Source organism: Actinomadura flavalba DSM 45200, from assembly GCF_000374305.1.
Classification (GTDB): Bacteria; Actinomycetota; Actinomycetes; order Streptosporangiales; family Streptosporangiaceae; genus Spirillospora; species Spirillospora flavalba.
Genome location: NZ_KB894095.1, coordinates 365705 through 387964, shown reverse-complemented (window position 1 = coordinate 387964; position 22260 = coordinate 365705). Strand labels below are relative to the sequence as shown.

Annotated in this window: 22 protein-coding genes and 1 tRNA gene; 9 read left to right on the top strand and 14 right to left on the bottom strand. The window is 71.5% G+C overall.

Translation table 11 applies throughout. The features are described 5' to 3' along the window. Nucleotides 1–12: 12 nt before the first annotated feature. Nucleotides 13–336, bottom strand: coding sequence for a hypothetical protein (locus C229_RS34285; protein WP_018655905.1), 324 nt, complete (start codon nucleotides 334–336; stop codon nucleotides 13–15). Next, nucleotides 333–554 carry a helix-turn-helix transcriptional regulator gene (locus C229_RS33645; RefSeq protein ID WP_081639907.1) on the bottom strand — a complete coding sequence of 74 codons (222 nt, stop codon included), beginning with the start codon at nucleotides 552–554 and terminating at the stop codon, nucleotides 333–335. Before C229_RS33645 ends, C229_RS34285 begins: the two co-directional genes overlap by 4 nt. 84 nt (nucleotides 555–638) lie before the next feature. Here C229_RS33645 and C229_RS0115040 point away from each other — a divergent pair, with 84 nt between their 5' ends. Together C229_RS0115040 and C229_RS0115035 are read left to right on the top strand one after the other, a co-directional pair. Then, on the top strand, nucleotides 639–1271 hold the full coding sequence (locus C229_RS0115040) for a helix-turn-helix transcriptional regulator (RefSeq protein ID WP_169513841.1): 633 nt from the start codon (nucleotides 639–641) through the stop codon (nucleotides 1269–1271). A 20-nt stretch (nucleotides 1272–1291) separates the two neighbouring features. Beyond that, nucleotides 1292–2737, top strand: a complete 1446-nt coding sequence (locus C229_RS0115035; RefSeq protein ID WP_018655903.1) for a site-specific integrase — start codon at nucleotides 1292–1294, stop codon at nucleotides 2735–2737. A gap of 113 nt (nucleotides 2738–2850) precedes the next feature. On the opposite strand, the gene C229_RS0115030 is transcribed toward C229_RS0115035, so the two are convergent. Then, nucleotides 2851–2923: transfer RNA gene (locus C229_RS0115030), tRNA-Arg, on the bottom strand. Nucleotides 2924–3563: 640 nt separating this feature from the next. On the opposite strand from C229_RS0115030, the gene C229_RS0115025 reads away from it, so the two are divergent. Next, nucleotides 3564–4595: a D-alanyl-D-alanine carboxypeptidase family protein gene (locus C229_RS0115025; RefSeq protein ID WP_018655902.1), complete on the top strand. Its 1032-nt coding sequence runs from the start codon at nucleotides 3564–3566 to the stop codon at nucleotides 4593–4595. A 92-nt stretch (nucleotides 4596–4687) separates the two neighbouring features. Here the strand turns inward: C229_RS0115025 and mscL (C229_RS0115020) are convergent, their stop codons facing one another. The 9 genes from mscL (C229_RS0115020) to C229_RS0114980 all read right to left on the bottom strand — a co-directional run bounded on the left by mscL (C229_RS0115020) (nucleotide 4688) and on the right by C229_RS0114980 (nucleotide 13645). Beyond that, nucleotides 4688–5098 (bottom strand): large conductance mechanosensitive channel protein MscL, encoded by a 411-nt coding sequence (gene mscL, locus C229_RS0115020; protein ID WP_018655901.1) that lies wholly within the window; start codon nucleotides 5096–5098, stop codon nucleotides 4688–4690. A gap of 84 nt (nucleotides 5099–5182) precedes the next feature. Next, on the bottom strand, nucleotides 5183–5581 hold the full coding sequence (gene mscL, locus C229_RS0115015; RefSeq protein ID WP_018655900.1) for a large conductance mechanosensitive channel protein MscL: 399 nt from the start codon (nucleotides 5579–5581) through the stop codon (nucleotides 5183–5185). Between the two features lie 320 nt (nucleotides 5582–5901). Continuing rightward, on the bottom strand, nucleotides 5902–6579 hold the full coding sequence (locus tag C229_RS0115010) for an RcpC/CpaB family pilus assembly protein (protein WP_026313815.1): 678 nt from the start codon (nucleotides 6577–6579) through the stop codon (nucleotides 5902–5904). Then, nucleotides 6576–7400 carry an S-methyl-5'-thioadenosine phosphorylase gene (locus C229_RS0115005; protein WP_018655898.1) on the bottom strand — a complete coding sequence of 275 codons (825 nt, stop codon included), beginning with the start codon at nucleotides 7398–7400 and terminating at the stop codon, nucleotides 6576–6578. The genes C229_RS0115010 and C229_RS0115005 overlap by 4 nt, the downstream gene beginning before the upstream one ends. A gap of 202 nt (nucleotides 7401–7602) precedes the next feature. Beyond that, entirely contained in the window at nucleotides 7603–9687 is a 2085-nt protein-coding gene (locus C229_RS30660; RefSeq protein WP_018655897.1) for an MMPL family transporter, read from the bottom strand. A 143-nt stretch (nucleotides 9688–9830) separates the two neighbouring features. Further along, nucleotides 9831–10184, bottom strand: a complete 354-nt coding sequence (locus C229_RS0114995; protein WP_018655896.1) for an FmdB family zinc ribbon protein — start codon at nucleotides 10182–10184, stop codon at nucleotides 9831–9833. Between the two features lie 108 nt (nucleotides 10185–10292). Further along, nucleotides 10293–11777: a potassium/proton antiporter gene (locus C229_RS0114990; RefSeq protein ID WP_018655895.1), complete on the bottom strand. Its 1485-nt coding sequence runs from the start codon at nucleotides 11775–11777 to the stop codon at nucleotides 10293–10295. Between the two features lie 102 nt (nucleotides 11778–11879). Beyond that, complete coding sequence (locus tag C229_RS0114985; RefSeq protein WP_018655894.1) at nucleotides 11880–12869, bottom strand: NAD(P)-dependent oxidoreductase; 990 nt, start codon at nucleotides 12867–12869, stop codon at nucleotides 11880–11882. A gap of 194 nt (nucleotides 12870–13063) precedes the next feature. Beyond that, complete coding sequence (locus tag C229_RS0114980; RefSeq protein ID WP_026313814.1) at nucleotides 13064–13645, bottom strand: 5-formyltetrahydrofolate cyclo-ligase; 582 nt, start codon at nucleotides 13643–13645, stop codon at nucleotides 13064–13066. Nucleotides 13646–13678: 33 nt separating this feature from the next. Between C229_RS0114980 and galU the strand changes: the two genes are divergently transcribed. The 5 genes from galU (at nucleotide 13679) to C229_RS0114955 (ending at nucleotide 17482) form a co-directional block, all read left to right on the top strand. After that, nucleotides 13679–14599 (top strand): UTP--glucose-1-phosphate uridylyltransferase GalU, encoded by a 921-nt coding sequence (galU, locus tag C229_RS0114975; RefSeq protein WP_026313813.1) that lies wholly within the window; start codon nucleotides 13679–13681, stop codon nucleotides 14597–14599. A gap of 150 nt (nucleotides 14600–14749) precedes the next feature. Beyond that, a complete protein-coding gene (gene glp, locus C229_RS0114970) occupies nucleotides 14750–15958 on the top strand; it encodes a molybdotransferase-like divisome protein Glp (protein WP_026313812.1) in 1209 nt (402 codons plus the stop codon). A gap of 5 nt (nucleotides 15959–15963) precedes the next feature. After that, entirely contained in the window at nucleotides 15964–16443 is a 480-nt protein-coding gene (moaC, locus tag C229_RS0114965) for a cyclic pyranopterin monophosphate synthase MoaC (RefSeq protein ID WP_018655890.1), read from the top strand. 8 nt (nucleotides 16444–16451) lie between these two features. Beyond that, a complete protein-coding gene (locus tag C229_RS0114960) occupies nucleotides 16452–16931 on the top strand; it encodes a MogA/MoaB family molybdenum cofactor biosynthesis protein (RefSeq protein ID WP_033424423.1) in 480 nt (159 codons plus the stop codon). Nucleotides 16932–16939: 8 nt separating this feature from the next. Continuing rightward, nucleotides 16940–17482: a DinB family protein gene (locus C229_RS0114955; RefSeq protein ID WP_018655888.1), complete on the top strand. Its 543-nt coding sequence runs from the start codon at nucleotides 16940–16942 to the stop codon at nucleotides 17480–17482. A 300-nt stretch (nucleotides 17483–17782) separates the two neighbouring features. On the opposite strand, the gene C229_RS0114950 is transcribed toward C229_RS0114955, so the two are convergent. Together C229_RS0114950 and C229_RS0114945 are read right to left on the bottom strand one after the other, a co-directional pair. After that, nucleotides 17783–18550: an alpha/beta fold hydrolase gene (locus C229_RS0114950; RefSeq protein WP_018655887.1), complete on the bottom strand. Its 768-nt coding sequence runs from the start codon at nucleotides 18548–18550 to the stop codon at nucleotides 17783–17785. A gap of 33 nt (nucleotides 18551–18583) precedes the next feature. Further along, nucleotides 18584–19696 carry an LLM class flavin-dependent oxidoreductase gene (locus C229_RS0114945; protein WP_018655886.1) on the bottom strand — a complete coding sequence of 371 codons (1113 nt, stop codon included), beginning with the start codon at nucleotides 19694–19696 and terminating at the stop codon, nucleotides 18584–18586. 58 nt (nucleotides 19697–19754) lie between these two features. Here C229_RS0114945 and C229_RS0114940 point away from each other — a divergent pair, with 58 nt between their 5' ends. Then, nucleotides 19755–21257, top strand: a complete 1503-nt coding sequence (locus C229_RS0114940; RefSeq protein WP_018655885.1) for a 3-hydroxybutyryl-CoA dehydrogenase — start codon at nucleotides 19755–19757, stop codon at nucleotides 21255–21257. Nucleotides 21258–22260: the final 1003 nt, after the last annotated feature.

The following is a 22260-nucleotide window of genomic DNA, read 5'->3' as shown; positions in this document are numbered from 1 at the left end:
GCGGACCGGCGTTCAGCCTTCGGTGGCGCGGAGCCATCCGGTACGCTCGTGTGCATGTGAACCTTCCTGGGCGGGAGGGTTGGTATTGGTGGCGGCGGCCGGGCTTGCGGAGGGTCCGGCCGCGCTGTGTCCGGAGGGATAGAGCAGCGTCACGAGATCGTGCGTCGGGATCTTGATCTTGCGACCGAGGCGGAGGACGCGGGTGAGGTCCCAGGTGCCGCGGCGAATCTGCTCGTAGACCGTCCAGGGGTCCACGTCGAGGACGTCGGCTGTCGTGGGGACGTCGGTGACCGGTCCCAGATCTTCAAGGGCGGCGCGCGTCCACTGCGCGGTCATGATCGGTCCGCGTCCTTCATCCAGGCATCGACCTCCGCCTTGCGGTAGCGGACGAGCCGGGGGCCAACGCGATGTGCTCGGGGCCCAATGCCGAGCCTTGACCAGCGGCGAAGGGTCGCAACCGAAACCCGCGCACACTGGGCGAACTCGGGTCGGGTGATCCACTCTCCCGCGATCTGTGTCTGTTGAGCAACGGTTCCCCGTTCTCCTTGATGCATGAGCACAACCGTACAGGAGTGCTCGACAGGAGTCACGCCGGTCGGTACTTTGCTTGTGTGACACAACCCGACTGGCCTGCTCTAGTGGCCAAGACGATCAGTGATCAGGTCCGGCACTTGCGCGCACAGCGGGGACTGAGCGCGCGCGAACTGTCTGAGCGTTGCTCTGAGCTGGGAATGTCGATCCATCGGAACGTCATCGCGAACCTTGAAAGCGGCCGACGCCCCTCCGTCACCGTGGCCGAAGTGCTCGTACTCGCGGAGGCGCTGAAGGTCCCGCCGATCCGCCTCGTTTATCCAGTCGGTTTAGCCGCCACAGTCGAGGCGCTGCCGCAGTGCACGGCCGATACATGGCGCGCGGTCAGGTGGTTCACCGGTGAGGTACCCCTGCGGGAATCCGACCGAGTTGACTTCGAGTGGGAGAGCGGAGCGGAACCCGTCGAGAAGTTCCGCTTCCACGAGCGCATGGTTGACGCCTGGCGAACTGACCGTCAGAGAGTCGAGAACCTCGTGCGCACCTACGGTCCCCCGGCGGGTGGGGAATCTGCCGATAGCGGCTGGCAGGCCCGGGATCTGGAATACCTGCGTCTCGCCGAGCAGGCCGTGAACGCTGATGAGGCTGCGCTTCGGGACGTCCGAGAGCAGATGCGAAGCGTGGGGCTGACCCCTCCCGCACTTCCCGACGCTCTCATCCACCTTGATGATCCGGCTCGCTGACGACCAACCGAGGAAGCGACATGAAGCCGTATAAGGCGTGTTCGTGCCGGGACGAGTTCGGGAAGCTGCTCGGGAAGCACTGCCCCGACCTCACCAAGCGGCGCCACGGGAAGTGGTACGCCCGGTACGAGGCGCCCAAGACCGCGGACGGGAAGCGCCGGCAGCCGCGCATCGGGCCGTTCGACACCGAGAAGGAGTGCAAGGCCGAGCTGGGGAAGGTCGTCGGACAGGCCGGGAAGACGGGCCGCGAGTACGACCGGAAGATCACGTTCGGGCAGTACCTGGAGAAGCGGCACGCGTGGCGCGTGTCCGCGGCCGAGACCGGCGAAGGGCTCAAGCCGTCCACGCTGCGCACCGACCGCGAGATCATCGACCTGTACCTGAAGCCCGGCCTCGGGCACCTCAAGCTCGTCGGCCAGCTCGGGCAGGACCAGATCCGCGACCTGTACGCGGCCATGCGGCAGCTCAACCGGCCCGCCGAGCGCCAGCGGCCCACCGAGATGCTGCGGCGCCTGGCCGAGGCGCGCGCCTCGCTGGAGGGCGCCCGGTACTCCAATCGGCCGATCTCCGAAGCCCGGATCAAGCGCGCGCACATCGTCCTGAACGCCGCCCTGAACGACGCGGTGAAGGTGTCGAAGATCCTCGACGAGAACCCCGCCGACGGCGTGTTCCGCAGCAAGGGCGGCGCCGGGCACAAGGGCCGCGCCAAGCCGCTGCTGTGGACCGACGAGCGCGTCGAGGCGTGGGAGAAGACCGGGAAGATCCCCGCGAAGGTGATGGTCTGGACGAACGAGCAGTACGGCGCGTTCCTCGACTTCGCCGAGCACGACCGTCTGTACCCGGTGTGGCACTTCGCCGGGCACTGGGGGATGCGGCGCGGTGAGCTGGTCGGGCTGGACAAGCAGGACGTCGGCCTGAAGCGGCGGGAGCTGCACGTCCGCGATGACGTGAAGACCGAGGACTCCGACCGGCTGATCAAGTTCGAAGACGCGACCGCCGACATCGGGCGCCGCTGGGTCACCCGGCAGACCGAGGAGCGTCTTGCCTGGGGCGAGGGGTGGACGGACTCGGGCCGGTTCTTCACGCGCGAGGACGGGACGCCGCTGCGCCCCGAAGCGGTCTCGCAGCACTTCGCGCGCCTCGTCCGCCGGTACAACGCGATCCGCCAGCATCACGCGAAGGGCTGGACGGTCGAGATGATCGTCAAGCGGACGCGGGTCACCGAGTACGAGGTGAGGATGGCGCTGGCCGGGCCGCCGCTCCCGCCCGTCCGGCTGCACGACCTGCGGCACGGGTCGGCGACGATGCTGCTCGCGGCCGGCGTCCCGATGAAGGTCGTGTCGGAGATCTTGGGGCACGCGTCGGAGTCGTTCACCTCGGACGTGTACGCCGTCGTCGCGACGGCGCTGGCCGAGGACGCCGCCACGCGCATCGCGGCGTTCGTGCCGCGCCGGAACCGCGCGTAGGCCGCTTGTGCCATCACGGTGCCATCCGGGGTCGGTTTCCACCCCCGAGAACGCGAACGCCCCCGGATGATCCGGGGGCGTTTCTGCTGCTCAGAGTGTGTTTCGGTGGTGTGCGCCCCCGGCAGGATTCGAACCTGCGGCACCCGCTTTAGGAGAGCGGTGCTCTATCCCCTGAGCTACGGAGGCTGGTGTCTTGGTGAGCCTAGCGGACGGGTGGCTCCAGGGTAGGGGAGAGGGGTGGGTGGTTGGCTCGGGGTTTTCGGTGGGATGGCGGGGGTGGTTGGGGGTCTGTACGCTTTTTGGCGTGGCTGGGCGGCATCGGGAGCGGGGAGAGGCGGCGGCGGGCGTGGGCGCCCGGGGGTCGCTGGTGTGGCGTGCGCTCCTGGTGGTCGGGGGTGTGGTCGCCGGTGTCGGTGTCGTTGTCGGGTTGTTCGTCGGGCTTCGTGGGGGCGAGGCAGACGATGGGCGGCAGCGGTCTGAGGCTTCGGTCGCGCAGGCTCGGCGGGCGCCCGAGGTGCATCCCACGGTCGGGGAGGCCGTACCGCCGAAGAAGGTGACGTCGCCTCCCGTCGCGCGGCCGCGGCGGGTCGTGCCGCCGCCCGTCTCGTCGGTTCCAGCGGAGAGGCCACGACGGAAGCCTGCGCCGCAGCCTTCGCGCCCGCGTCTCGACCGGTGCCCGCCCGGGTGGGAGGACCATCCGGTGCTGCGGCGCTGGTGCGGGCGAGACGGACGTCGCGGACATTGATAAAGACGTTGATAAAACGGTGCGCGCCGTGGTGTAGCGTTCCTGGCGCTGTTCTGCTTTGGCCCCAGGAGGAAAGACCCCGTGCCAACCCCCCGGGCGGCGGTACTGACCGTCGCTTTCCTGGTGCTGGCCTCCCTCGGCGCTCCGGCCGGGTCGGCCGCGCAACGTGATGACCCGCTCGACGCGCTGCGCCGTCAGGCCGTGCAGGCCCGGGACGAGCTGGAGAAGGCCACGCGCACGATGGAGAAGCGCCGCAAGACGCTCGCCGAGTCCGAGGAGAAGCTGCGCACCACGCTGAAGGATCTCGGCGCCGCTGAAGCGGACCTGAACCGTATCCGGGGGCCGCTCGCGCGGCTCGCCAATGCGGCCTACCAGCAGCAGGACGCTGCGGGTTCCATGACGGTCTTCGGCCGGGGCGATCCCACGCTGGCGCTGCGGTCGGGCGCGGACGTCGGCCACATCGCGCGCACGCAGCAGCGGCTCGTCGAGCAGGCCGACCGGTTCCAGAAGCGGCGTGAGACGCTCGCGTCGACCGCGCAGACGCTTCAGTCGCGCAACGCCGTCGACAAGACCCGCGTGCAGCAGGACATCGACGGGCTCAAGGCGAAGTCGGCTTCGCTCACCCGCGAGCTGACGGCGATGCTCGACAAGATGAACGCCGGCCGCGACCGGCGGCTCGAACTCGCCTGCGACAAGGATCTCGCCGGGGACGCCCGGCGGTTCCCCAACGGGCTGATCCCGCAGCGGTTCCTGTGCGCGCTCCCGCAGCGGGGCGAGCAGCTCCGCGCGGACGCCGCCCTCGCCTTCTACAAGCTCAACGCCGCGTACAAGCGGCGCTTCGGGCGGGACATGTGCGTCACCGACTCCTACCGGAGTCTCGCGGCGCAGCACCGCGTCTACGCGCAGCGGCCCGGGTTCGCGGCCGTCCCCGGCACGAGCAACCACGGCAAGGGACAGGCCGTCGATCTGTGCGGCGGGGTGCAGAACGCGGGGTCGGTGCAGTTCCGCTGGGTCGAGGCGAACGCGCGCCGCTACGGCTGGTTTCATCCCGCGTGGGCGTACAGCAACCCGTTCGAGCCGTGGCACTGGGAGTTCGGCGAGGAAGAGCGCTGACCGGACGACGTGGCGGCGGGCCGAGCCGGAACGTGGTGGCGTCGGCTGCACGCCCGCCGGGCGCGCGTGGACCCGGGCGGCCGCGCGGAGCGTCAGACGCCGGGTGCCTTCGTCTCGGGCAGCGGGCTGGTGCAGTAGCGGCAGCGCCGGGCGCGCAGCGGGACCTCGCTCAGGCACTCGGGGCATTCCTGGTCGGTCGGGTCGCGGCGGTCGAGACGCTCCAGCAGCTTGGCGGTCGGCAGGACGACGAGGAAGTAGACGATCGCCGCGGTGATGAGGAAGCTCAGCGCCGAGGTGATGAAGTTGCCGTACGGGAACGTCGTCCCGTTGATGGTGAAGGCCAGGTCGGTGTAGTCGGGCTTGCCGCCGAACAAGGCGATGAGCGGCGTGATGAAGGACCCCGAGAAGTCCTTGACGAGCGAGGCGAACGCGGTGCCGATGACCACGGCCACCGCGAGGTCCACGAGGTTGCCGCGGATGACGAAACTCTTGAAGCCGCCCATGGCGAGGGTCTCCAACGTGCGTAGGGGGAACTGCCGCACGCTTTTTACCCGGGCCGGGCCCGTTCATGAGCGATCTTGCCGGATTCAGGCGGGCGCGATCTCTGACGTGCAGTACTTGCAGCGTGCCGCCTTGAGCGGGATGTCGCTGAGGCACTGCGGGCACTCGCGCTCGGTGGCCTCGTCGTGCCGGGCGAGCCGTTCGACGAGCTTGCCCATCGGCAGCACGACGAGGAAGTACACGACCGCCGCGATGATCAGGAACGAGATCAGCGCGGTGAGGAACACGCCGTAGGGGAACCGCGTCCCGCTCACGGTGAACGCGAGCTCGCTGAAGTCGGGCTGACCACCGACGAGCGCGATGAGCGGCCCCACGAACGAGTTCACGAACGACGTGACCAACGCGCCGAACGCAGCCCCGATGACCACCGCCACCGCGAGTTCGACCATGTTCCCCCGCATGAGGAACTTCTTGAACCCGCCCAAACCCCTCGCCCCCGATCACGCAACGTGCCCTTATCGCTACGCGAACACTACCCGTCTTGATCATCTCGACCCCCGATCTCTGTTGCCTGCACGTCGCGGATGACCTAGGGCTTTGTCCAATGGACCTCTGTTCGGCTGCGCGGCGTACAGGGCGCGCATCGCCGCGTTCCCACCGGTGAGCGGCCGCCACCCGGGCCGCCCCCCTCCTCTGCCTTGCGATCCTGGCGGCGGCGACCTTGGCTGCGAGCGCGCCGGACGGGCGGCTGACCTCGACCTCCTCCGGGTTCTGCGGTCGCGCGGACAGATCCCTCCGGGCACGCCTAGCCGGTGTCGTTGATGGTGATGGAGAGGTGCGGGCCCGCCGCGGCGATGGTGGTGGCCTGGGCGCGGTCGGTGGCGATGACGATCAGCGCGCCCTGCGGTGATGTCGTGTCGGGCTCGGGGCGCGGGACGGCTATGACCGGGACGCTCGTCACGACGAGCCGAGCCCGGGAAGGAACGCCGGGTAAGGCGCGCGGCAGGTCTGCTCTCGTGTCCGGAGGCGGCCCCAGGTCGGAGTCGTCCGCGGTCGGTGCGGTGGGAACGGCGAGGATGTCCACGCGGTCGCCGGGGCGGACGAGGCGCGCCGCGTCCGCGTCGGTGATGCGGACGGGGGCCGCTACCGTGCCGTCCGGCAGGCCGCGGAGCAGGTTGCCGTCCACGACGCGGGCGTCGGTCAGTGGTTCGCCTCGGCGCACCGGCCCCGCCAAGGTGCGTCCGGTGGCGTCGTCGAGCGTGCCGGCCGGGACGACGGACGTCGGCAGGGTGCGGCGCTGGACGTCGGACCGCGTGAGCGCCGTGCCGGAGGGCAGGTCGCGCGCGGCGGTCAGGACCTCGCGGGTCGGCGGGCCGGACGGGCGCAGCGCGAGCAGCGCCGAACCGGCGCCGATCGCCGCGCAGGCCGTCGCGAGCAACCGCCGGTGCCGCGCGACCCGTAAGGCGAGTCCACGGGAGATCACGGCAGCTCCAGCGGGAGCTTGATGCCGTCGAGGACGTCCGGGCACGGGCAGGGCCGCGCCTCGGGTAGGGCTCCGACGATCTCGCCGACGAGCGAGCGCAGCTGGCCGATGTTCTCCCCGAACACCCGCAGCACCTCCTGCATGGTGACGCCCTCGCCCGTCTCGATGCCCGCGTCGAGATCGGTGACCAGGCACAGAGGCGTGTAGCAGAGCGCCAGCTCGCGGGCCAGGACGGCCTCGGGATGGCCCGTCATGCCGACGAGCGACCAGCCCTGCCCGGCGAACCAGCGGGACTCGGCGCGGGTGGAGAACCGCGGCCCCTCGATGACGACGAGGGTGCCGCCGTCGACCGTGGGCCAGGACGCGCCGGACGCCGCCCGCACTGCCGCGCGTCTCCCCTCGGGGCAGTACGGATCGGAGAAGGAGACGTGGACGGCGGCGCCGGAGTCGTAGTACGTCTGGGCGCGCCCGGACGTACGGTCGACGAGCTGGTCGGGCACGATCAGCGTGCCCGGCCCGTACTCGGCGCGCAGCGAACCCACCGCGCTCGGTGCGAGCACCTGCCGGACGCCCAGCGACCGGAGCGCCCACAGGTTCGCGCGGTAGGGGATGGCGTGCGGCGGGAACCGGTGGTCGCGCCCGTGCCGGGGCACGAACGCGACCCGCCGCCCGTGCAGGGTGCCGACGGCGAGCGGATCGCTCGGCGGCCCGTAGGGAGTGTCGAGGCGGATCTCTTCGACGTCGTCGAGGAAGGAGTAGAAGCCGGAGCCGCCGATGACGCCGATCTCGGCGGCGGGCTGGTGACGCTGCGTCGTTGCCATGCGGCGACATTAACCAGGTGCGGAGCACCCCCGCAGCGATCACCCGAGCCCTGTGGATAACTTTCTCGGGGATGTTCGACGGCGCGGCGGCCGGGGTGCCCGCAACCTCTCTGGGGACCCCCTTGATTCAAGTCTTCCGCACCTGACGCGGCCGCCGCAGCCGAGCGCCCCGCCTGTGGACAACGTCCGGCGGGGAACGCCTTCAGCCGACCGGATCGAGGACTTGCGACCGCCGCTGAACCGGCTCCGAGGGCGCCTTCCCGGGCCGCCAGATCCGGTCTCCGAGGTCATGGGCCAGCGCCGGGAGCAGCAGTGTCCGCACGACGAGCGTGTCCAGCAGGACGCCGAACGCGACCGCGAACCCGATCGCCGCGAACGGCACCAGCGGCAGCGTCGCCAGCGCGGCGAACGTGGCCGCCAGCACGAGCCCGGCGGACGTGATCACCCCGCCGGTCATCGACAGCCCCCGCAGAATCCCGGTCCGGGTACCGTGCGACGCGGCCTCCTCACGCACCCGGTGCATGAGGAAGATGTTGTAGTCGACGCCGAGCGACACCAGGAAGATGAACGTCATCAGCGGGAACGCGTCGTCGGTCCCCGCGAAGCCGAAGACGTGGTCGAAGACGAGCGCCGAGACGCCCAGCGTCGCAGCGTACGACAACACCACGGTGGCGATCATGAGCAGCGGCGCGACGAGCGAGCGGAGCAGCAGCAGGATCAGCAGCACGAGCGCCAGCGCCATCGGCATGATGACCCGGTTGTCGCGGGCGGTCGCGGTGGCCATGTCGAGGTCGACGGCCCGCTGGCCGCCGACCTTCGCACCGAGATCGCCCACCGACGCGCGCAACCGCTCGATCGTGCGTCCGGCCGCGTCGTCGTCGCCCGGCCCGTGGAGCGTCACCTCGTACCGGACGAGTCCGCCGCGGCCCTGCTCGGGCGGGCTCACGGCCTGCACACCCGGCGTCCGTCCGGCGGCGCCGGCGATCTGCGCGGACTGCGCGGCCGGACCGATGATCACAGCGGGGTTGCCCTGGGCAGCGGGGAAATGCCGGTCGGCGATCTCGGCGCCGACGACCGAGTCGGGTCGCCCGGTGAACTGCCGCATCTCGGGCAGCGTGCCGGGGTCGAGCGAGGCGATGCCGGGGGTCAGCGCGACCAGGACGAGCGCGGACCCGCCCCACAGCAGCCGCGCCCGGCGGCCGGTCAGCCGCGCGAGGCGCGCCCAGACACCGCGCTGGGGACGCTGCTCGTAGGCCGGGTCGTACCGGGGGACGAGCGGCCAGAAGACCCACCGGCCGAGGATGAGCAGCAGCGCGGGCAGCAGCGTGCCCATGGCGGCGAGCGCGGTGAGGACCCCGGCGGCGGCGACGGGCCCGAGCCCGGCGGTGGAGTTCACCTCGGCGGCGAGCAGGCACAGCAGACCCGCCGCGACGGTCCCGGCGGAGGCGAGGAGAGCCGGTCCGGCGCGCCGCACGGCGGCGGCCATCGCGTCGTGCCGGTCGGGGTGCCGCCGCAGTTCCTCGCGGTAGCGGGCGACGAGCAGCAGCGCGTAGTCGGTGGCGACGCCGAAGACCAGCACGGTCAGGATGCCCGCGCTCTGCTCGTTGACGGTGACGTCCGCATGGCGGGCGAGCAGGTAGACCATGGCCTGCGAGAGACCCAGGGCGATGAGGGCGGAGAGGACGGGCACGAACCACAGCACCGGACTGCGGTAGATCAGAAGTAGCAGGACGATCACGACGAGACCGGCCGCCATCAGCAGGAACCCGTCGATTCCCTCCAGCGCGGCGTCGAAGTCGGCCTCGCCGCCGGCCGGGCCGGTGATGTGCGCCGTCAGGCCGGGCGGTCCCCGCTCGGCGATCTTGCGCGCCTCCTCGACCGACGCGGTCACGTGGTCGTCGTGGATCGGCACGACGAGCCGGAGCGCGGCGCCGTCGGGCGCGGCCTCGGGGCCGATCGGCGTGGCGGCGCCGGGCAGTGCGGCGAACGCGGCGGCGTCGGCGCGGACCTTGGCGTGGTCGGCGGGGGACAGGCCGCCCTCGCGGGCGTAGACGACGATCGCCGGGGCGGTGTCGTCCGTGCGGAAGGAGTCCTGTAGCTCGATGACGCGCGTGGACTCGGCGCCGCCGGGCAGCCAGGCGGCGGCGCCATCCTCCTTGACGTCGCCGAGCCGTCCGGCGAGCGGCCCGAGGACGACGACGAGCACGATCCACAGGGCGAGGACGACCCACTTGCCACGCCGGCCGAAGACGGCGTTGAGGAGGGACGAACGTGTCGGGGTGTTCATGCCCGACATCGTCGGCCGCACCCGGGCGAACGCGCGTCGAGCGGACGGGCCGGTTCGGGGCTCACCCGAGAGGGTGAGGCGCGCGTCCCGTCTTCAGACCGCAGACGGGGTGCGGGCCCGGCACCCGGGCCCGCGCGCCCGTGTCAGGCCACCTTCTCCGACGAAGACGAAGAGGACGACGACGTCGAAGACGACGAACTGTCACTCGACGTGGACTTCGTGCCGGACGACTCGGACGACGAGCCCGAGTCGGACTTGGCCGTGTCCGTCGAGGACGCCGTGGACGACGCGCCCGTCGTGGACGCGGTCTTCGACCCCGAGCCGCGGCTGTCGGTGCGGTAGAAGCCCGACCCCTTGAAGATGATCCCCGCGGCGGAGAACACCTTGCGGAGCTTGCCCTCGCAGGCCGGGCACTCGGTCAGCGCGTCGTCGCTGAACTTCTGCACGACCTCGAGAGGCTCGCCGCACTCGGTGCAAACGTACTGATACGTCGGCACGGTTCCTCCTCGCTGACACAGCCCGGCACCGGGCTGGCACTCAGTTGAAACGACTGCTAATGGTACCGATGTTGGGAACGGGATTCGTCCCGCCCCTGTTCCCGTCCGTCACGTGCCCTGCTCGCCGAACCATCCGGCGAGCTTGCCGCGACGGCTGACGGCCCGCAGCCGCCGCTCGGTGACGTCCCGCACCTCGGCGGTGGCGACGACGAGCAGCGTGTCGCCCGCCCGCAGCGCCGTCGTGGGGCCGGGGACGAAGCTCGACCCGTCCCGGACGACGAGGGTGATCGACGCGCCCTTCGGCAGCCGCAGCTCGAAGATCTCCACGCCGTTGAGCCGGGAGTCGGGCGGGATCGAGACTTCGAGCAGCTCGGCGTGCAGTTGTTCGAGCGGGGCGGCCTCGACGCCGAGTTCGCGGGTCGTCTCGTCGCTCTTCAACCGGCAGAGCCGGGCGGCCAGCGGCAGCGTCGGGCCTTGGAGAAGCGTGAAGATGACGACGATCGTGAAGACGATCGCGAACAGCCGGTCCGCGCCCTCGACCTCGTTCACCATCGGGATCGTGGCCAGGATGATCGGCACGGCGCCGCGCAGCCCGGCCCAGGAGGCGAACAGCTTCTCGCCCCAGCTCAGGCCGAAGCCGAGCGTAGACAGATAGACCGACACCGGACGCGCCACCAGCAGCAGGACGAAGCCGATGACCAGGGCGGGCACGATCTGGGCGGGCAGCTCGTCCGGCGAGGCGAGCAGGCCGAGCATGACGAACAGCCCGATCTGGGCGAGCCAGCCGATGCCCTCGGCGAAGCCGCGCGTCGCGGGGCGGTGCGGCAGCCGCGAGTTGCCGAGGACGACGGCGGAGACGTAGACGGCGAGGAATCCGCTGGCGTGCAGCTCGGCGGCGGCGCCGTACGCCCCGACCGCCAGCGACAGCACGGCGATCGGGTAGAGGCCGGACGCGGGCAATGCGATCCGGCGCAGCCCGGCCGCGCCCAGCCAGCCGACGAGGACGCCGATGACGGCACCGGCGACCAGCTCGTACAGCATGATGCCGAACAGCTCGGGGATGTTCGGCGCCGTCGCGTGGCTGGTGCTGAGCGTGAGGACGATGATGACGACCGGCGCGTCGTTGAACCCCGACTCGGCCTCCAGCAGGCCGCTGAGCCGGGACGGCAGCGGAAGCCGCCGCAGGACGGAGAAGACCGCCGCCGCGTCGGTCGGGGCGAGGACGGCGGCGAGCAGGAACGCGAGTTGCCAGTCCATGTCGAGCAGCCACATCGCCGCGCCGGCGACGAGGCCGATGCTGATGAGGGTGCCGAGGGTGGACACCGAGATCGCCGCGGGCACCGATGGGCGCACATGCCGCCAATCGGTCGTGACGCCGCCTTCGGCGAGGATCAGGACGAGGGCCGCGAGCCCCAGGATCTCGGCGAGCTCCACGTTGTCGAAGTCGATGCCGAAGCCCGACTCGCCGATGAGCAGCCCGATCGCCATGTAGGCGAGGAGGCTGGGCAGTCCCACCCCGTGGGAGAGCCGGACGGCGACGATGGCGCAGAGTACGAGTGTGGACCCGAGGAGTAGCCAGGCTTCGAGATGCACGTCCCTCCCGGGGGGCTTCGAGGGCGAAGATCGTTTAGGAATCCTACTGATTCATGTGCAGATCGCATACATCCGCTGATCCCATCGAGTGTCGCGCCCTGATCATCGCCGTCTGATCTGCGGGTCCACGCCGTTCACGACGTTCGTCACCGGACGTCCCGAGATCGCCGCCTCGATGTTCTCCCGCATCATCGTGACCATGTTGAGCTGCGATTGACCGGTTCCGCCCGCCGCGTGCGGTGAGAGCAGGACGTGTTCGTGCGACCGGAGCGGATGGGCGGCGTCGAGCGGCTCGGTCTCGAAGACGTCCAGCGCCGCGCCCGCCAGGCGTCCGGACTCCAGCGCGGCCAGGACGTCGGCGTCCGGGGCGATGCCGCCGCGTGCGACGTTCACCAGCAGCGCTCCCTGCGGCAGCAGGGCGAGGCGGCGGGCGTCGATGAGGCCGCGGGTCTCGTCGGTGAGCGGGATCGCGAGGACCAGGAGGTCCGAGCCGGCCAGCAGGTCGTCCAGGTCGCGGTAGGTCGCGGCGGCGTCCGGACGACGGCGGCGCGACCAGTACGACACCGGAGCGCCGAGCGCCGCGAACAGCCGGGCCGCCTCCGCGCCGATCGCGCCGTGTCCGACGATGCCGACGCGTTGCAGGTGCAGTTCCCGGGTGCCGAGGGCCAGCAGGTCGAGCTGGGGCCAGCCGCCCGCGCGGACGGCGCGGTCGCTCCAGGCCAGGTGGCGGCAGAGCGCGAAGGCCGCGCCGACGGCCCATTCGGCGACGGCGCGGGCGTTCGACCCGGCCGTGTTGGCCGCCGGGACGTCGCGGGCGGCCAGCGCGTCCAGGTCGATCGCGTCGGTGCCGACGCCGGGTGTCTGGACGAACGCGAGCCTTGGCGCCGCGGCGACCGCGTCGGCGTCCAGGGCCAGATCGCCGGTGAAGTCGCTGATGACCAGTTCGGCGTCGGCGAGGGCGGCGTGCAGGCCCGCGCGATCACGGGTGCCGGGAAGGACGAGATCGAGCGCGTCGGCGTAGGGCGCGAGCAGGCCGCGGATGAGGTCTTCACCGAGCGGGGGCAGGGCGAGAATCCGCCAGGGTTCGGTCATCGTTCTTCCTTTCCTCGGGCCGCGCCAGAGCCCCATCCTGGCCGCCGACGCGGCCGCGCCGACGGGCGGGGGCGGTCTCCGCAGGGTGCTCCGGCGACGCACCGGCCGGGTGGGCGTGAGACCCGGGCCGCGAAAATGTCAGACCCCCTCCACATGATGAGAACCCTCAGTCACCGGTTCGATGCGGAGGGTCGTCATGGGAGGCGTAGCAGGCCGCCGGTGGGCGTCGCGACTGCTCGCACGCGTTCGTCGTGCGGTTCGGCGGGCAGCGAGTCCACCAGCTCGTCGTCGTACACCACGGCGATGGTCAGGATGGCCGGGCCGACGCGCGCGAGGGCCCGGTCGTACGATCCTCCGCCGCGTCCGAGCCGTGTTCCCGAGCGGTCCACGGCGACGGCCGGAGCCAGCACCACGTCCGCGCTCGCGATCGCTGCCGGTCCGCGCGGCGGCTCGGTGGGCTCCCACGTGCCGCGCGCGCCCGGGGCGAGCGAATCCGGGCCCTCGTACGACGCCCAGTCCAGGTCGCCGTCGGGCAGCAGCCGGGGCAGCAGGACGTACGTGCCGCGCTTCCACAACGCGAACAGCAGGCCGCGCGTCTCCGGCTCGGTGCCCACCGAGGCGTAGGCGGCGACCGTCCCGGCCATCTCCAGCTCGGGCACCACCAGCAGCGTGTCACGCAGGGACCTCGCCGCCGCATGGCGCTCGGCGGGCTCCATTGTCGCGCGTGCGGAAATATGCGTCCTCCGGACGTGACGTTTTGCATCGATGTCGCGCACGTGGTTGTCCTCGCGGGTGACTAGGGTCTCTCTATGGCCGACACTGCACCTGTACTCAAGGCCGTCGTTCCGGCGGCGGGGCTCGGTACCCGATTCCTTCCCGCCACTAAGGCGACGCCCAAGGAGATGCTGCCGATCGTCGACAAACCGGCGATCCAGTATGTCGTCGAAGAGGCGGTCGACGCGGGTCTCACCGACGTTCTGATGATCACGGGGCGTAACAAGCGTTCCATCGAGGATCATTTCGACCGCGCCTACGAGCTGGAGGAGGCACTCGAAGCCAAGGGCGACGACGACCGGCTGGCCTCCGTGCGCGAGTCGGCCGACCTGGCGATCATGCACTACGTCCGCCAGGGCGAGCCGAAGGGCCTCGGCCACGCGGTGTTCTGCGCGCGGCAGCACGTGGGGAACGAGCCGTTCGCCATCCTGCTCGGTGACGACATGATCGACGCCCGCGACCCGTTGCTCCGCCGCATGATCGAGGTGCGGCAGCGGCACGGCGGCAGCGTCGTCGCGCTGATGGAGGTGGAGCCCGACCAGGTGTCGGCCTACGGCAGCGCCGCCATCGAGGCCACCGACGAGGACGACGTCGTCCGCATCACCGACCTCGTGGAGAAGCCGCCGGAGGGCGAGGCGCCGAGCAACTGGATCATCATCGGCCGCTACGTGTGCGACCCCGAGGTGTTCAACGTCCTGGAGAACACCCCGCCCGGCCGCGGCGGCGAGATCCAGCTGACCGACGCGCTCCGCACGCTCGCCGACATGCCCTCCGAAAAGGGCGGCGGCGTCTACGGCGTCAAGTTCCGGGGCCGCCGCTACGACACCGGCAACAAGCTGGAGTACCTGCGCACCGTCGTGCAGTTCGCGTCCGAGCGCGACGACCTCGCCGAGGACTTCCTCGCCTGGCTCCACGACTTCGTCCGCGACCACCCGGTCCCCAGCGCCCGGCCCTGACGCGGCCGCGCACGCCACTCGCCGCACGCCCCGGCACCGGGAAGCGCACACGACCCGGCGCCGGGCGCCGACCTCGGCGGGGAATCGGGGGTGCGCGGCGTGGGCCGTTCCGAGGGAGAGGCCGGGCGGGGAGACTGGGGGATCGTGGGGATGAGAACGGTCGAGGAGCATCTGGCGGGGATACTGGCGAGCGTGCCGGTGCTCGCGCCGCTGGATCTGGCGTTGCTGGAGGCCGAGGGGGCGGTGCTCGCCGAGGCGGTCGCGGCGCCGGTGCCGTTGCCGCCGTTCGACAACTCCGCGATGGACGGGTACGCCGTCGTCGCGGCGGACGTCGCCGGGGCCAGCGAGCGCGACCCCGTCGTCCTGCCCGTCGTGGGCGACATCTCGGCGGGCGACGAGGGCGTGTCCGCGCTGCGTCCCGGCCTCACCGCGCGGATCATGACGGGCGCGCCGATGCCCGCGGGTTCCGACGCCGTCATCCCCGTCGAGTGGACCGATGGCGGCACCGCCACCGTCCGCGTCGACCGTCCGGCGCCGCCCGGCCACTACATCCGCCGGGCCGGTGAGGACGTCGTCGCCGGGCAGACGGTCGCCGAACCCGGCACCCGGCTCGGCGCCGCCCAGATCGGGATGCTCGCCGCCGTCGGCCGCTCCCGTGTGTCGGTGCGGCCGAAGCCGCGCGTCGTCGTCCTGTCCACGGGCAGCGAACTGCGCGAACCGGGCACTCCGCTGGCCCCCGGCCAGATCTGGGACTCCAACAGCTTCATGCTGACCGCCGCCGTCATCGAGGCGGGCGGCGTCGGCTACCGGCAGGCCACGGTCGGTGACGACCCCCGCACCGTCCGGGAGACCCTCGAAGACCAGCTCATGCGCGCGGACGCGATCATCACGTCCGGCGGTGTGTCGATGGGCGCCCGCGATGTCGTGAAAGAGGTGCTGACCGGCGTCGGCACCGTCGAGTTCCACAAGGTCGGGATGCGTCCGGGCAAACCACAGGGCTTCGGACTCCTGGAGGACACGCCGATCTTCACATTGCCGGGCAACCCGGTCAGCGCGTACGTGTCCTTCCAGGTCTTCGTGCGCCCCGCGCTGCGCGCCATGCAGGGCCTGCCGCCCGAACCGCCGCAAACGGTCAGTGCTGTACTCGGCGCGGACGTCCGTTCACCCGCGGGCATCCGCCACTACCTGCGGGGACGCCTGGCGCTCCATCGCGGCCGCTACACCGTCACCCCCGCCGAAGGACAGGGCTCCCACCAGCTCGGCTCGCTGTCGGGCGCGAACGCGCTCATCGTGGTCGAGGAGGAGGCCGAGGCCCTGCCCGCCGGTACCCACGTCGAGGTCATGAGGTTGCCGACATGAGCGCCATGGGTTCGGAATTCACCGGATTCAGCCATCTGGACGACAAGGGCGCCGCCCGCATGGTGGACGTCTCCGCCAAGAGCGTCACCGCCCGCACCGCCACCGCCACCGGCTTCGTCGCGCTGTCCGACAGATGCGTGGCGGCGCTGCGCGCGGGCGACGTGCCCAAGGGCGACGCGCTGTCCGTCGCGCGGATCGCGGGGATCATGGGCGCCAAGCGCACCCCCGACCTCGTGCCGCTGTGTCATCCGATCGCGCTGCACGGCGTCACCGTCGACCTCACCGTGCAGGACGGCGGTGTCGCGATCACGGCGACGACGCGGACGGCCGACCGCACCGGCGTCGAGATGGAGGCGCTCACGTCCGTGACCGTCGCCGCGCTGGCCCTCATCGACATGGTGAAGGCGATCGACCCTGCCGCGACCCTGCGGGACGTGCGCGTCGAAGAGAAGACCGGAGGCAAGACCGGGACGTGGCGCCGGTGATCCGGGCGATGGCCGTCACGGTGTCCAACCGGGCGGCGGCGGGCGTCTATGCCGACAAGTCCGGTCCGCTGCTCGTGGACCTCCTGGAGGATCTCGGCTGTCAGGTGGACGGGCCGGTCGTCATTCCGGACGGTGAGCCGGTCGCGGGGGTGCTCGCGGACGCGGTGACGTCCGGGTACGACGTCGTCGTGACGTCCGGCGGCACAGGGCTGACGCCCACCGACGAGACGCCCGAGATGACGCGCCGCGTCCTCGACCGGGAGATCCCCGGCCTGGCCGAGGCCATCCGGCAGGAGGGACGCGACGCCGTCCCCGCCGCGATGCTGTCGCGGGGCCTCGCGGGCGTGGCGGGCCGGACCCTCGTCGTCAATCTGCCCGGTTCCACCGGGGGAGTACGTGATGGGATGGCCGTGTTGGGGAAGGTGCTGCATCACGCCATCGACCAGATCGGCGGGGGTGATCATCCCCGCCCCGACGCGTCCGGCTGAGGAGCCTCATGACCGACTCCGTCGCGATCCTGCGCACCTACGACGAGGCATGGAACCGCCTGCGCGGCCGCCTTGACGGTCTGGAAGACCACGAATTCTTCTGGGAGCCGGTGCCGGACGGATGGTCCCTGCGGCCGGGCCCCGGCGGAACCTGGACGATCGACGGCGAGGGCGGCGGCGGGCCCACGCCCGACCCGGTCCCGTTCACCACGATCGCCTGGCGTCTGGCCCACGTCGGCCTCACCCTGGTCGACTTCCGCGAGCGCTACTTCGCCGACCGGGTGATCGACCTGGACGACGTGACGCTGCCCGGCTCGGCGCAGGCGTCGATCACGTTCGTCACCGAGGCGTACAGCCAGTGGCGCGACGACATCGACGCGCTGCCCCCGGAGGCGTGGACGAGCACGATCGGCGAGCACTTCGGCCCGTACCAGGACGACAGCACCACCGACCTCGTCCTGCACGTCCTCGACGAGTTCGTGCACCACTCGGCCGAAGTCGGTGTTCTACGCGACCTGTACCTGTACCGCCACGCATTCAAGGCCGACTGACCCGGGCGGAGACCGGCTCGGCGTCCTCTCTCTCCCTGCGTGCCGTTCGCGACGTTCCAGCGTTGTGCACCGGCGGACTTCCGGCGTTGCGTACAGGCGGATCGAGTTATCCACAGGTCACGGCGACGGCCACGCGGAACCCCCTCAACGCGGGAGAATTAATCAAGGGGGTCCCCAGACGGGTTGCAGACCCCCTGGTCGAGCTGCCCTAAGACCCCACCGAATAGAGTTATCCACAGGCTACGGAGCGTGTTTGCCTTGGTGCTCGCGGGGGCGGACGCTCGTGTCATGCAGACAACGTCAGCGAGTGAAGAAGTCCTCCAGCAGGGGAGCCAGCACCGTCGGATCGACCGAGTGCGGCTGGCCCTCCAGCGTGTGCCGCTCCGCGTGTGGAAGGCGTTGCGCGATCGCCGCCGCCGCGGCGTCGATGTAGGCCCCGCCGCCGGTCACGATGAGCGCGGGCACCGCGACGTCCGTCAGTCCGGCAGGCGGCCGCCCGTCGCCCAGCATGGCCGCGTCGTAGGCCAGGGTGTGCGCGATCGCGGTGAGTTCCGGCCACGTCGGCACGCTGCGGGCCGCCGCGATGTCCTCCTCGGTCGACTCCGCCTCGCGCAGGAACGCGACGAAGGCGTCGTCCCGGCGCCCTTCGGCCAGCAGTGCGTCCAGTCGGTCCGCGTATGCGCGGTACCGCTCCGGCGCGCCGTCCGTCATGTCGTAGGGCACCTCGTAGACGGCCAGCCGCTCCATCGGCACCCCGGCCACGGCTGCCGCCAGCACAAGCGCCCCACCCGAGGAAATGCCGTACACGCACGCCGACCCTCCGGCATGCGCGATGAGCGCGGCGAGATCCTCGAACTCCCGCTCCACGGAGTAGGGGAGCGTGTCACCGCTGCCGCCCCGCCCACGCCGGTCGTAGTTGTAGACGGTGAACTGGGCGGCCAGCTCGGCCGCGAGCGGTTCGTTGTCGGTGTGGTCGGCGGCCGTCCCGCCCACGAGGACGACGGCCGGCCCCACCCCGCCCTGCCGGAAGGCGATCTCGGTCCCGTCCGCGGAGGTCACGCGCTCCATGGCCACTCCTGCCGTCAGCGATGCCGGTCCTCATCAGGTGCTCCCTCGCAGAGTGACACGCGGGAGCACCTCGGCGCCAAGCCTGCGGATATTGGCCAGCGTCGCCTCCTCCGAGCCCGCACCCTCCACCAGAAAGATCAGATTGCGCACACCCGTGGCGGCGACGGTCGCCTCGATCCGGACGGCACACTCGGCGGTGCTTCCCACTGGGTGCATCGAGCACAACTCACGGACGTAATCCAGCGCGTCACGCGGCGAACGAGCCCGACCGTCCACCGGGACGTATCCCTCCAACGCGGGCCCGAGCCACTGCGGCATCTCCCGCGCCAGCAGTTCCTCCGCCGCCTCACGCGACGCCCCGACCTGCGCCAGATGCACCGACACATGCCCCCGCGCACCCTCCAGCCCCCGACCCACCCGCCCACGATCAGGACCGGGGTCGTAGGCAGAGCCAGGGGCGCCGGAGCCGTGAGCCGGGCCGTATCCGTGCGGATCGGCCGACGTGCCGTGTTCGTTGAGGACGGCGTCGTGCCGCCGGATCGCGGCGGCCTTTTCGGCGTCACCGACGTGCATGCCCAGAAGCATCGGCAATCCGCGCGACGCGGCCAACGTCTCCGTCGCGGGAGAGGTGCACGCGACCGCGACCGGCGGTGGCTGCGCGGCACGCGGCACCACGGGCACCTCACGGAAGGAGAAGTGGTCGCCCGACCAGCCGAGCCGGTCGGCGCGCAACCAGGCCAGCAGCAGGTCCAGCGATTCACCGAACCCTTCCTCGTAGCGGCGCAGCCCCGTCCCGAGAACCTCCAGTTCCCGCCACGGGCCGCCCCGCCCGACGCCGAGCCGCAACCGCCCGTCCGACGCCAGCGCCAGCAGCGCCGCCTGCTCCGCCAACGCCACCGGATGCGTCGCCGACAGCACGCTCACCGCCGTCCCGACCGCAATCCGCCGTGTACGCCCGAGCAGATGCCCGGCCAGCGTGATCGCGGACGGCACGACGCCGTAGCTCATGAAGTGATGCTCGGCCAGCCAGACCTCGTCGAACCCGACCTCCTCGGCGAGCAGCGCCGCACGCACCGTGCGCCGGACGGCGGCGGCGTCGTCCTCGCCGGGGAACCGAGCCGACAGCAAGAAGACTCCAAAGCGCACGAACGCGTTCTACCCCACCCACCGCTGCTGCGGGGAGGGGCTCTGGGAGACTGCGGGTATGAGCAGCGTTTCGTTCAGCAAGGTCGGAGTGGTCGGGCTCGGCACGATGGGCGCCGGGATCGCGGAGGTTCTGGCGCGTGGAGAGCTGCCCGTCGTCGGGATCGAGATCGACGCGGCGGCGCTGGAGCGCGGCCGCGGGCACCTGGAGAAGTCGACGGGACGGGCGGTGAAGCGCGGCCGGCTCACCGAGGACGCGCAGCGCGAGATCCTCGGCCGCGTCACCCTGTCGACCGACTTCGGCGACCTCGCCGACTGCGACCTGGTGATCGAGGCCGTGCCGGAGCGGCTGGACCTCAAGCGCCGCGTGTTCGCAGAACTGGACCGTGTCTGCCGTCCCGACGCGGTGCTGGCCACCAACACGTCGTCCCTGTCGGTCACGGAGATCGCCGTCGCGACCGAACGCCCGACGAAGATCGTTGGCGTGCACTTCTTCAACCCGGCCCCGGTGATGAAGCTCGTCGAGGTCATCGGCACGGTGCTCACCGAGGACGGCGCGGTCGGCCGCGTCGCCGGGCTGGTCGAGGCGCTGGGCAAGATCCCGGTGACCGTCGGGGACCGGGCCGGTTTCGTCGCCAACCGGCTGCTGTTCGGCTATCTCGGGCAGGCGGTGACGATGCTGGAGTCGGGCCACGCCACCCGCGACGACATCGACACCGCGATGACCAAGGGCGGCGGGCTGCCGATGGGCCCGTTCACCCTCATGGACCTGATCGGCCTCGACACCTGCCTCGGCGTGCTCGACGCGATCTACGAGGAGTCCCGCGACCGCCGCCACGCCCCCTCGCCGCTGCTGCGCGAACTGGTCACCGCCGGACTGCTCGGCCGCAAGACCGGCCGCGGCTTCTACGACTACGCCGGTGCCGAGGCGGCGATCCCGCACCAGGCCGGTCCGGTGCCGTCCGTCGCCGTCGTGGGTGACGGCCCGCTGCCGGCACTCGTCACCGACGCGGCGGGCGACGAGCCCGGCGCCGCCGACCTCGTCGTCGTCACGGGCGACGCCGCCGTCCCGGGCGGGCTGAAGCCCGGCACGATCATCGCGATCACCGGCCCCGTGCTGGAACGCGCGGTCGCCTCGGACCGCGCCGCCGACGTCGTCGGCCTGCGCTTCGCCGAGCTGGACGCCCCGCTCGCGGAGATCACCACGACGGCCGTCACCGCCGACGCCACCGCCGCCCGCGCCGCCGAACTCCTCGCGGGCCTCGGCCTGACGCCGGTGCGCTGCCGCGACCGCGCGGGCGCGATCGTCGACGCCCTCCGCTTCCCCTACCTGAACGACGCGGCCGCGATGCTCGGCGCCGCCTACGCCGACGCCGACGCCATCGACGCCGCCATGAAGTACGGCTGCGGCTACCCCACCGGCCCCATCGCCGACCTCGACCGCCTCGGCCTCTCCCGAGCCGTGACGACCCTCCGCGCCCTCCACACCGAAACCCGCGACCCTTCCCTGGCCCCCACCCCCCTCCTAGAGGAATACGCCACCGCGAACCGCCCCCTACGCTGACAAACCCAACGCCGCCGGACCCGGCCCCGGCCCCGGCCTTGGCCCCGCCCCGTGCCCGTGCACTGGCCCCGCCCCGCCCCGCCCCGTGCCCTGGCCCTGGCCCGTGTCCTGGCCCGTGTCCTGGCCCTGGCCCGTGTCCTGGCCCTGGCCCGTGTCCTGGCCCTGGCCCGTGTCCTGGCCCTGGCCCGTGGCCGGGCCCTGGCCCCGGCCCCGGTCCGTGGCCGGGCCCTGGCCCCGGCCCCGGTCCGTGATCCGGCCCCGGCCCGTGTCTTGGCCCCGGCCCGTGTCTTGGCCTCGGCCCGTGTCTTGGCCCCGGCCCGTGTGCTGGCCCCGGACTCGGGGACGAGTCTGGGGCCAGGGTGCCGCTTCGGATCGCTTCTCGGCTGTGGCCTGGGCTCGGATCGTGGGCCCCTGCTTCGTGCCCGGTACTTGCCTGATCCCAGTTCAGTCCCAGTCCTTGGCACAAGCACTCGGCTTCGGGTCTCCGGTCCAGTTTTTTTCCTGGGCGTAGGCGCCTGGGACTAGATCCTCGTATCCCGGCTCCCGACTGGCCCCAGATGTCGGACCGGCCCCTGGCTTCGGCTCGGCCTCGGTGTCGGACCGGTTCCGGTATTGCCCTCGCCCTCTGCCTCGGTTCCGGCGTCTGCCTTAGATCTGGCGCCCGCTCGTGCTGGGCTTTGGCCTCGCCGTCACCGCTTCCGGTCCTCGGTCCATGGGTTCCGGTGTTGTTGGTCGGGGGTCGTGGTTGGTGGGTTTTGGAGGGTGTTGGTTTCCGTAGGCTTGGGTTATGAGTCCTCGGAAGAACCGTCGTCATGTGGCCGACCGTCCCGCGCCGGGGGCGGCTTGGGTGCGGGAGACGGAGGAGGGGCCGGACGGTGAGTGGGTCGTCGCGGCCGTTCCGGGGGTCAAGGCCGTAAAGGCGTATCGGTGTCCTGGATGCGACCAGGAAATTCGGCCCGGGGTGCCGCACGTTGTCGCGTGGCGTGCCGATGAACGGCAGGGG

Excerpts from the sequence above, each read along its gene's own strand:
- C229_RS34285 (WP_018655905.1), bottom strand. The coding sequence starts at position 336 with ATGACCGCGCAGTGGACGCGCGCCGCCCTTGAAGATCTGGGACCGGTC.
- C229_RS33645 (WP_081639907.1), bottom strand. The coding sequence starts at position 554 with ATGCATCAAGGAGAACGGGGAACCGTTGCTCAACAGACACAGATCGCG.
- C229_RS0115035 (WP_018655903.1), top strand. The coding sequence starts at position 1,292 with ATGAAGCCGTATAAGGCGTGTTCGTGCCGGGACGAGTTCGGGAAGCTG.
- mscL (WP_018655901.1), bottom strand. The coding sequence starts at position 5,098 with ATGGGCGGCTTCAAGAGTTTCGTCATCCGCGGCAACCTCGTGGACCTC.
- C229_RS0115005 (WP_018655898.1), bottom strand. The coding sequence starts at position 7,400 with ATGGCAACGACGCAGCGTCACCAGCCCGCCGCCGAGATCGGCGTCATC.
- C229_RS30660 (WP_018655897.1), bottom strand. The coding sequence starts at position 9,687 with ATGAACACCCCGACACGTTCGTCCCTCCTCAACGCCGTCTTCGGCCGG.
- C229_RS0114985 (WP_018655894.1), bottom strand. The coding sequence starts at position 12,869 with ATGACCGAACCCTGGCGGATTCTCGCCCTGCCCCCGCTCGGTGAAGAC.
- galU (WP_026313813.1), top strand. The coding sequence starts at position 13,679 with ATGGCCGACACTGCACCTGTACTCAAGGCCGTCGTTCCGGCGGCGGGG.
- glp (WP_026313812.1), top strand. The coding sequence starts at position 14,750 with ATGAGAACGGTCGAGGAGCATCTGGCGGGGATACTGGCGAGCGTGCCG.
- moaC (WP_018655890.1), top strand. The coding sequence starts at position 15,964 with ATGGGTTCGGAATTCACCGGATTCAGCCATCTGGACGACAAGGGCGCC.
- C229_RS0114960 (WP_033424423.1), top strand. The coding sequence starts at position 16,452 with ATGGCCGTCACGGTGTCCAACCGGGCGGCGGCGGGCGTCTATGCCGAC.
- C229_RS0114955 (WP_018655888.1), top strand. The coding sequence starts at position 16,940 with ATGACCGACTCCGTCGCGATCCTGCGCACCTACGACGAGGCATGGAAC.
- C229_RS0114950 (WP_018655887.1), bottom strand. The coding sequence starts at position 18,550 with ATGGAGCGCGTGACCTCCGCGGACGGGACCGAGATCGCCTTCCGGCAG.
- C229_RS0114940 (WP_018655885.1), top strand. The coding sequence starts at position 19,755 with ATGAGCAGCGTTTCGTTCAGCAAGGTCGGAGTGGTCGGGCTCGGCACG.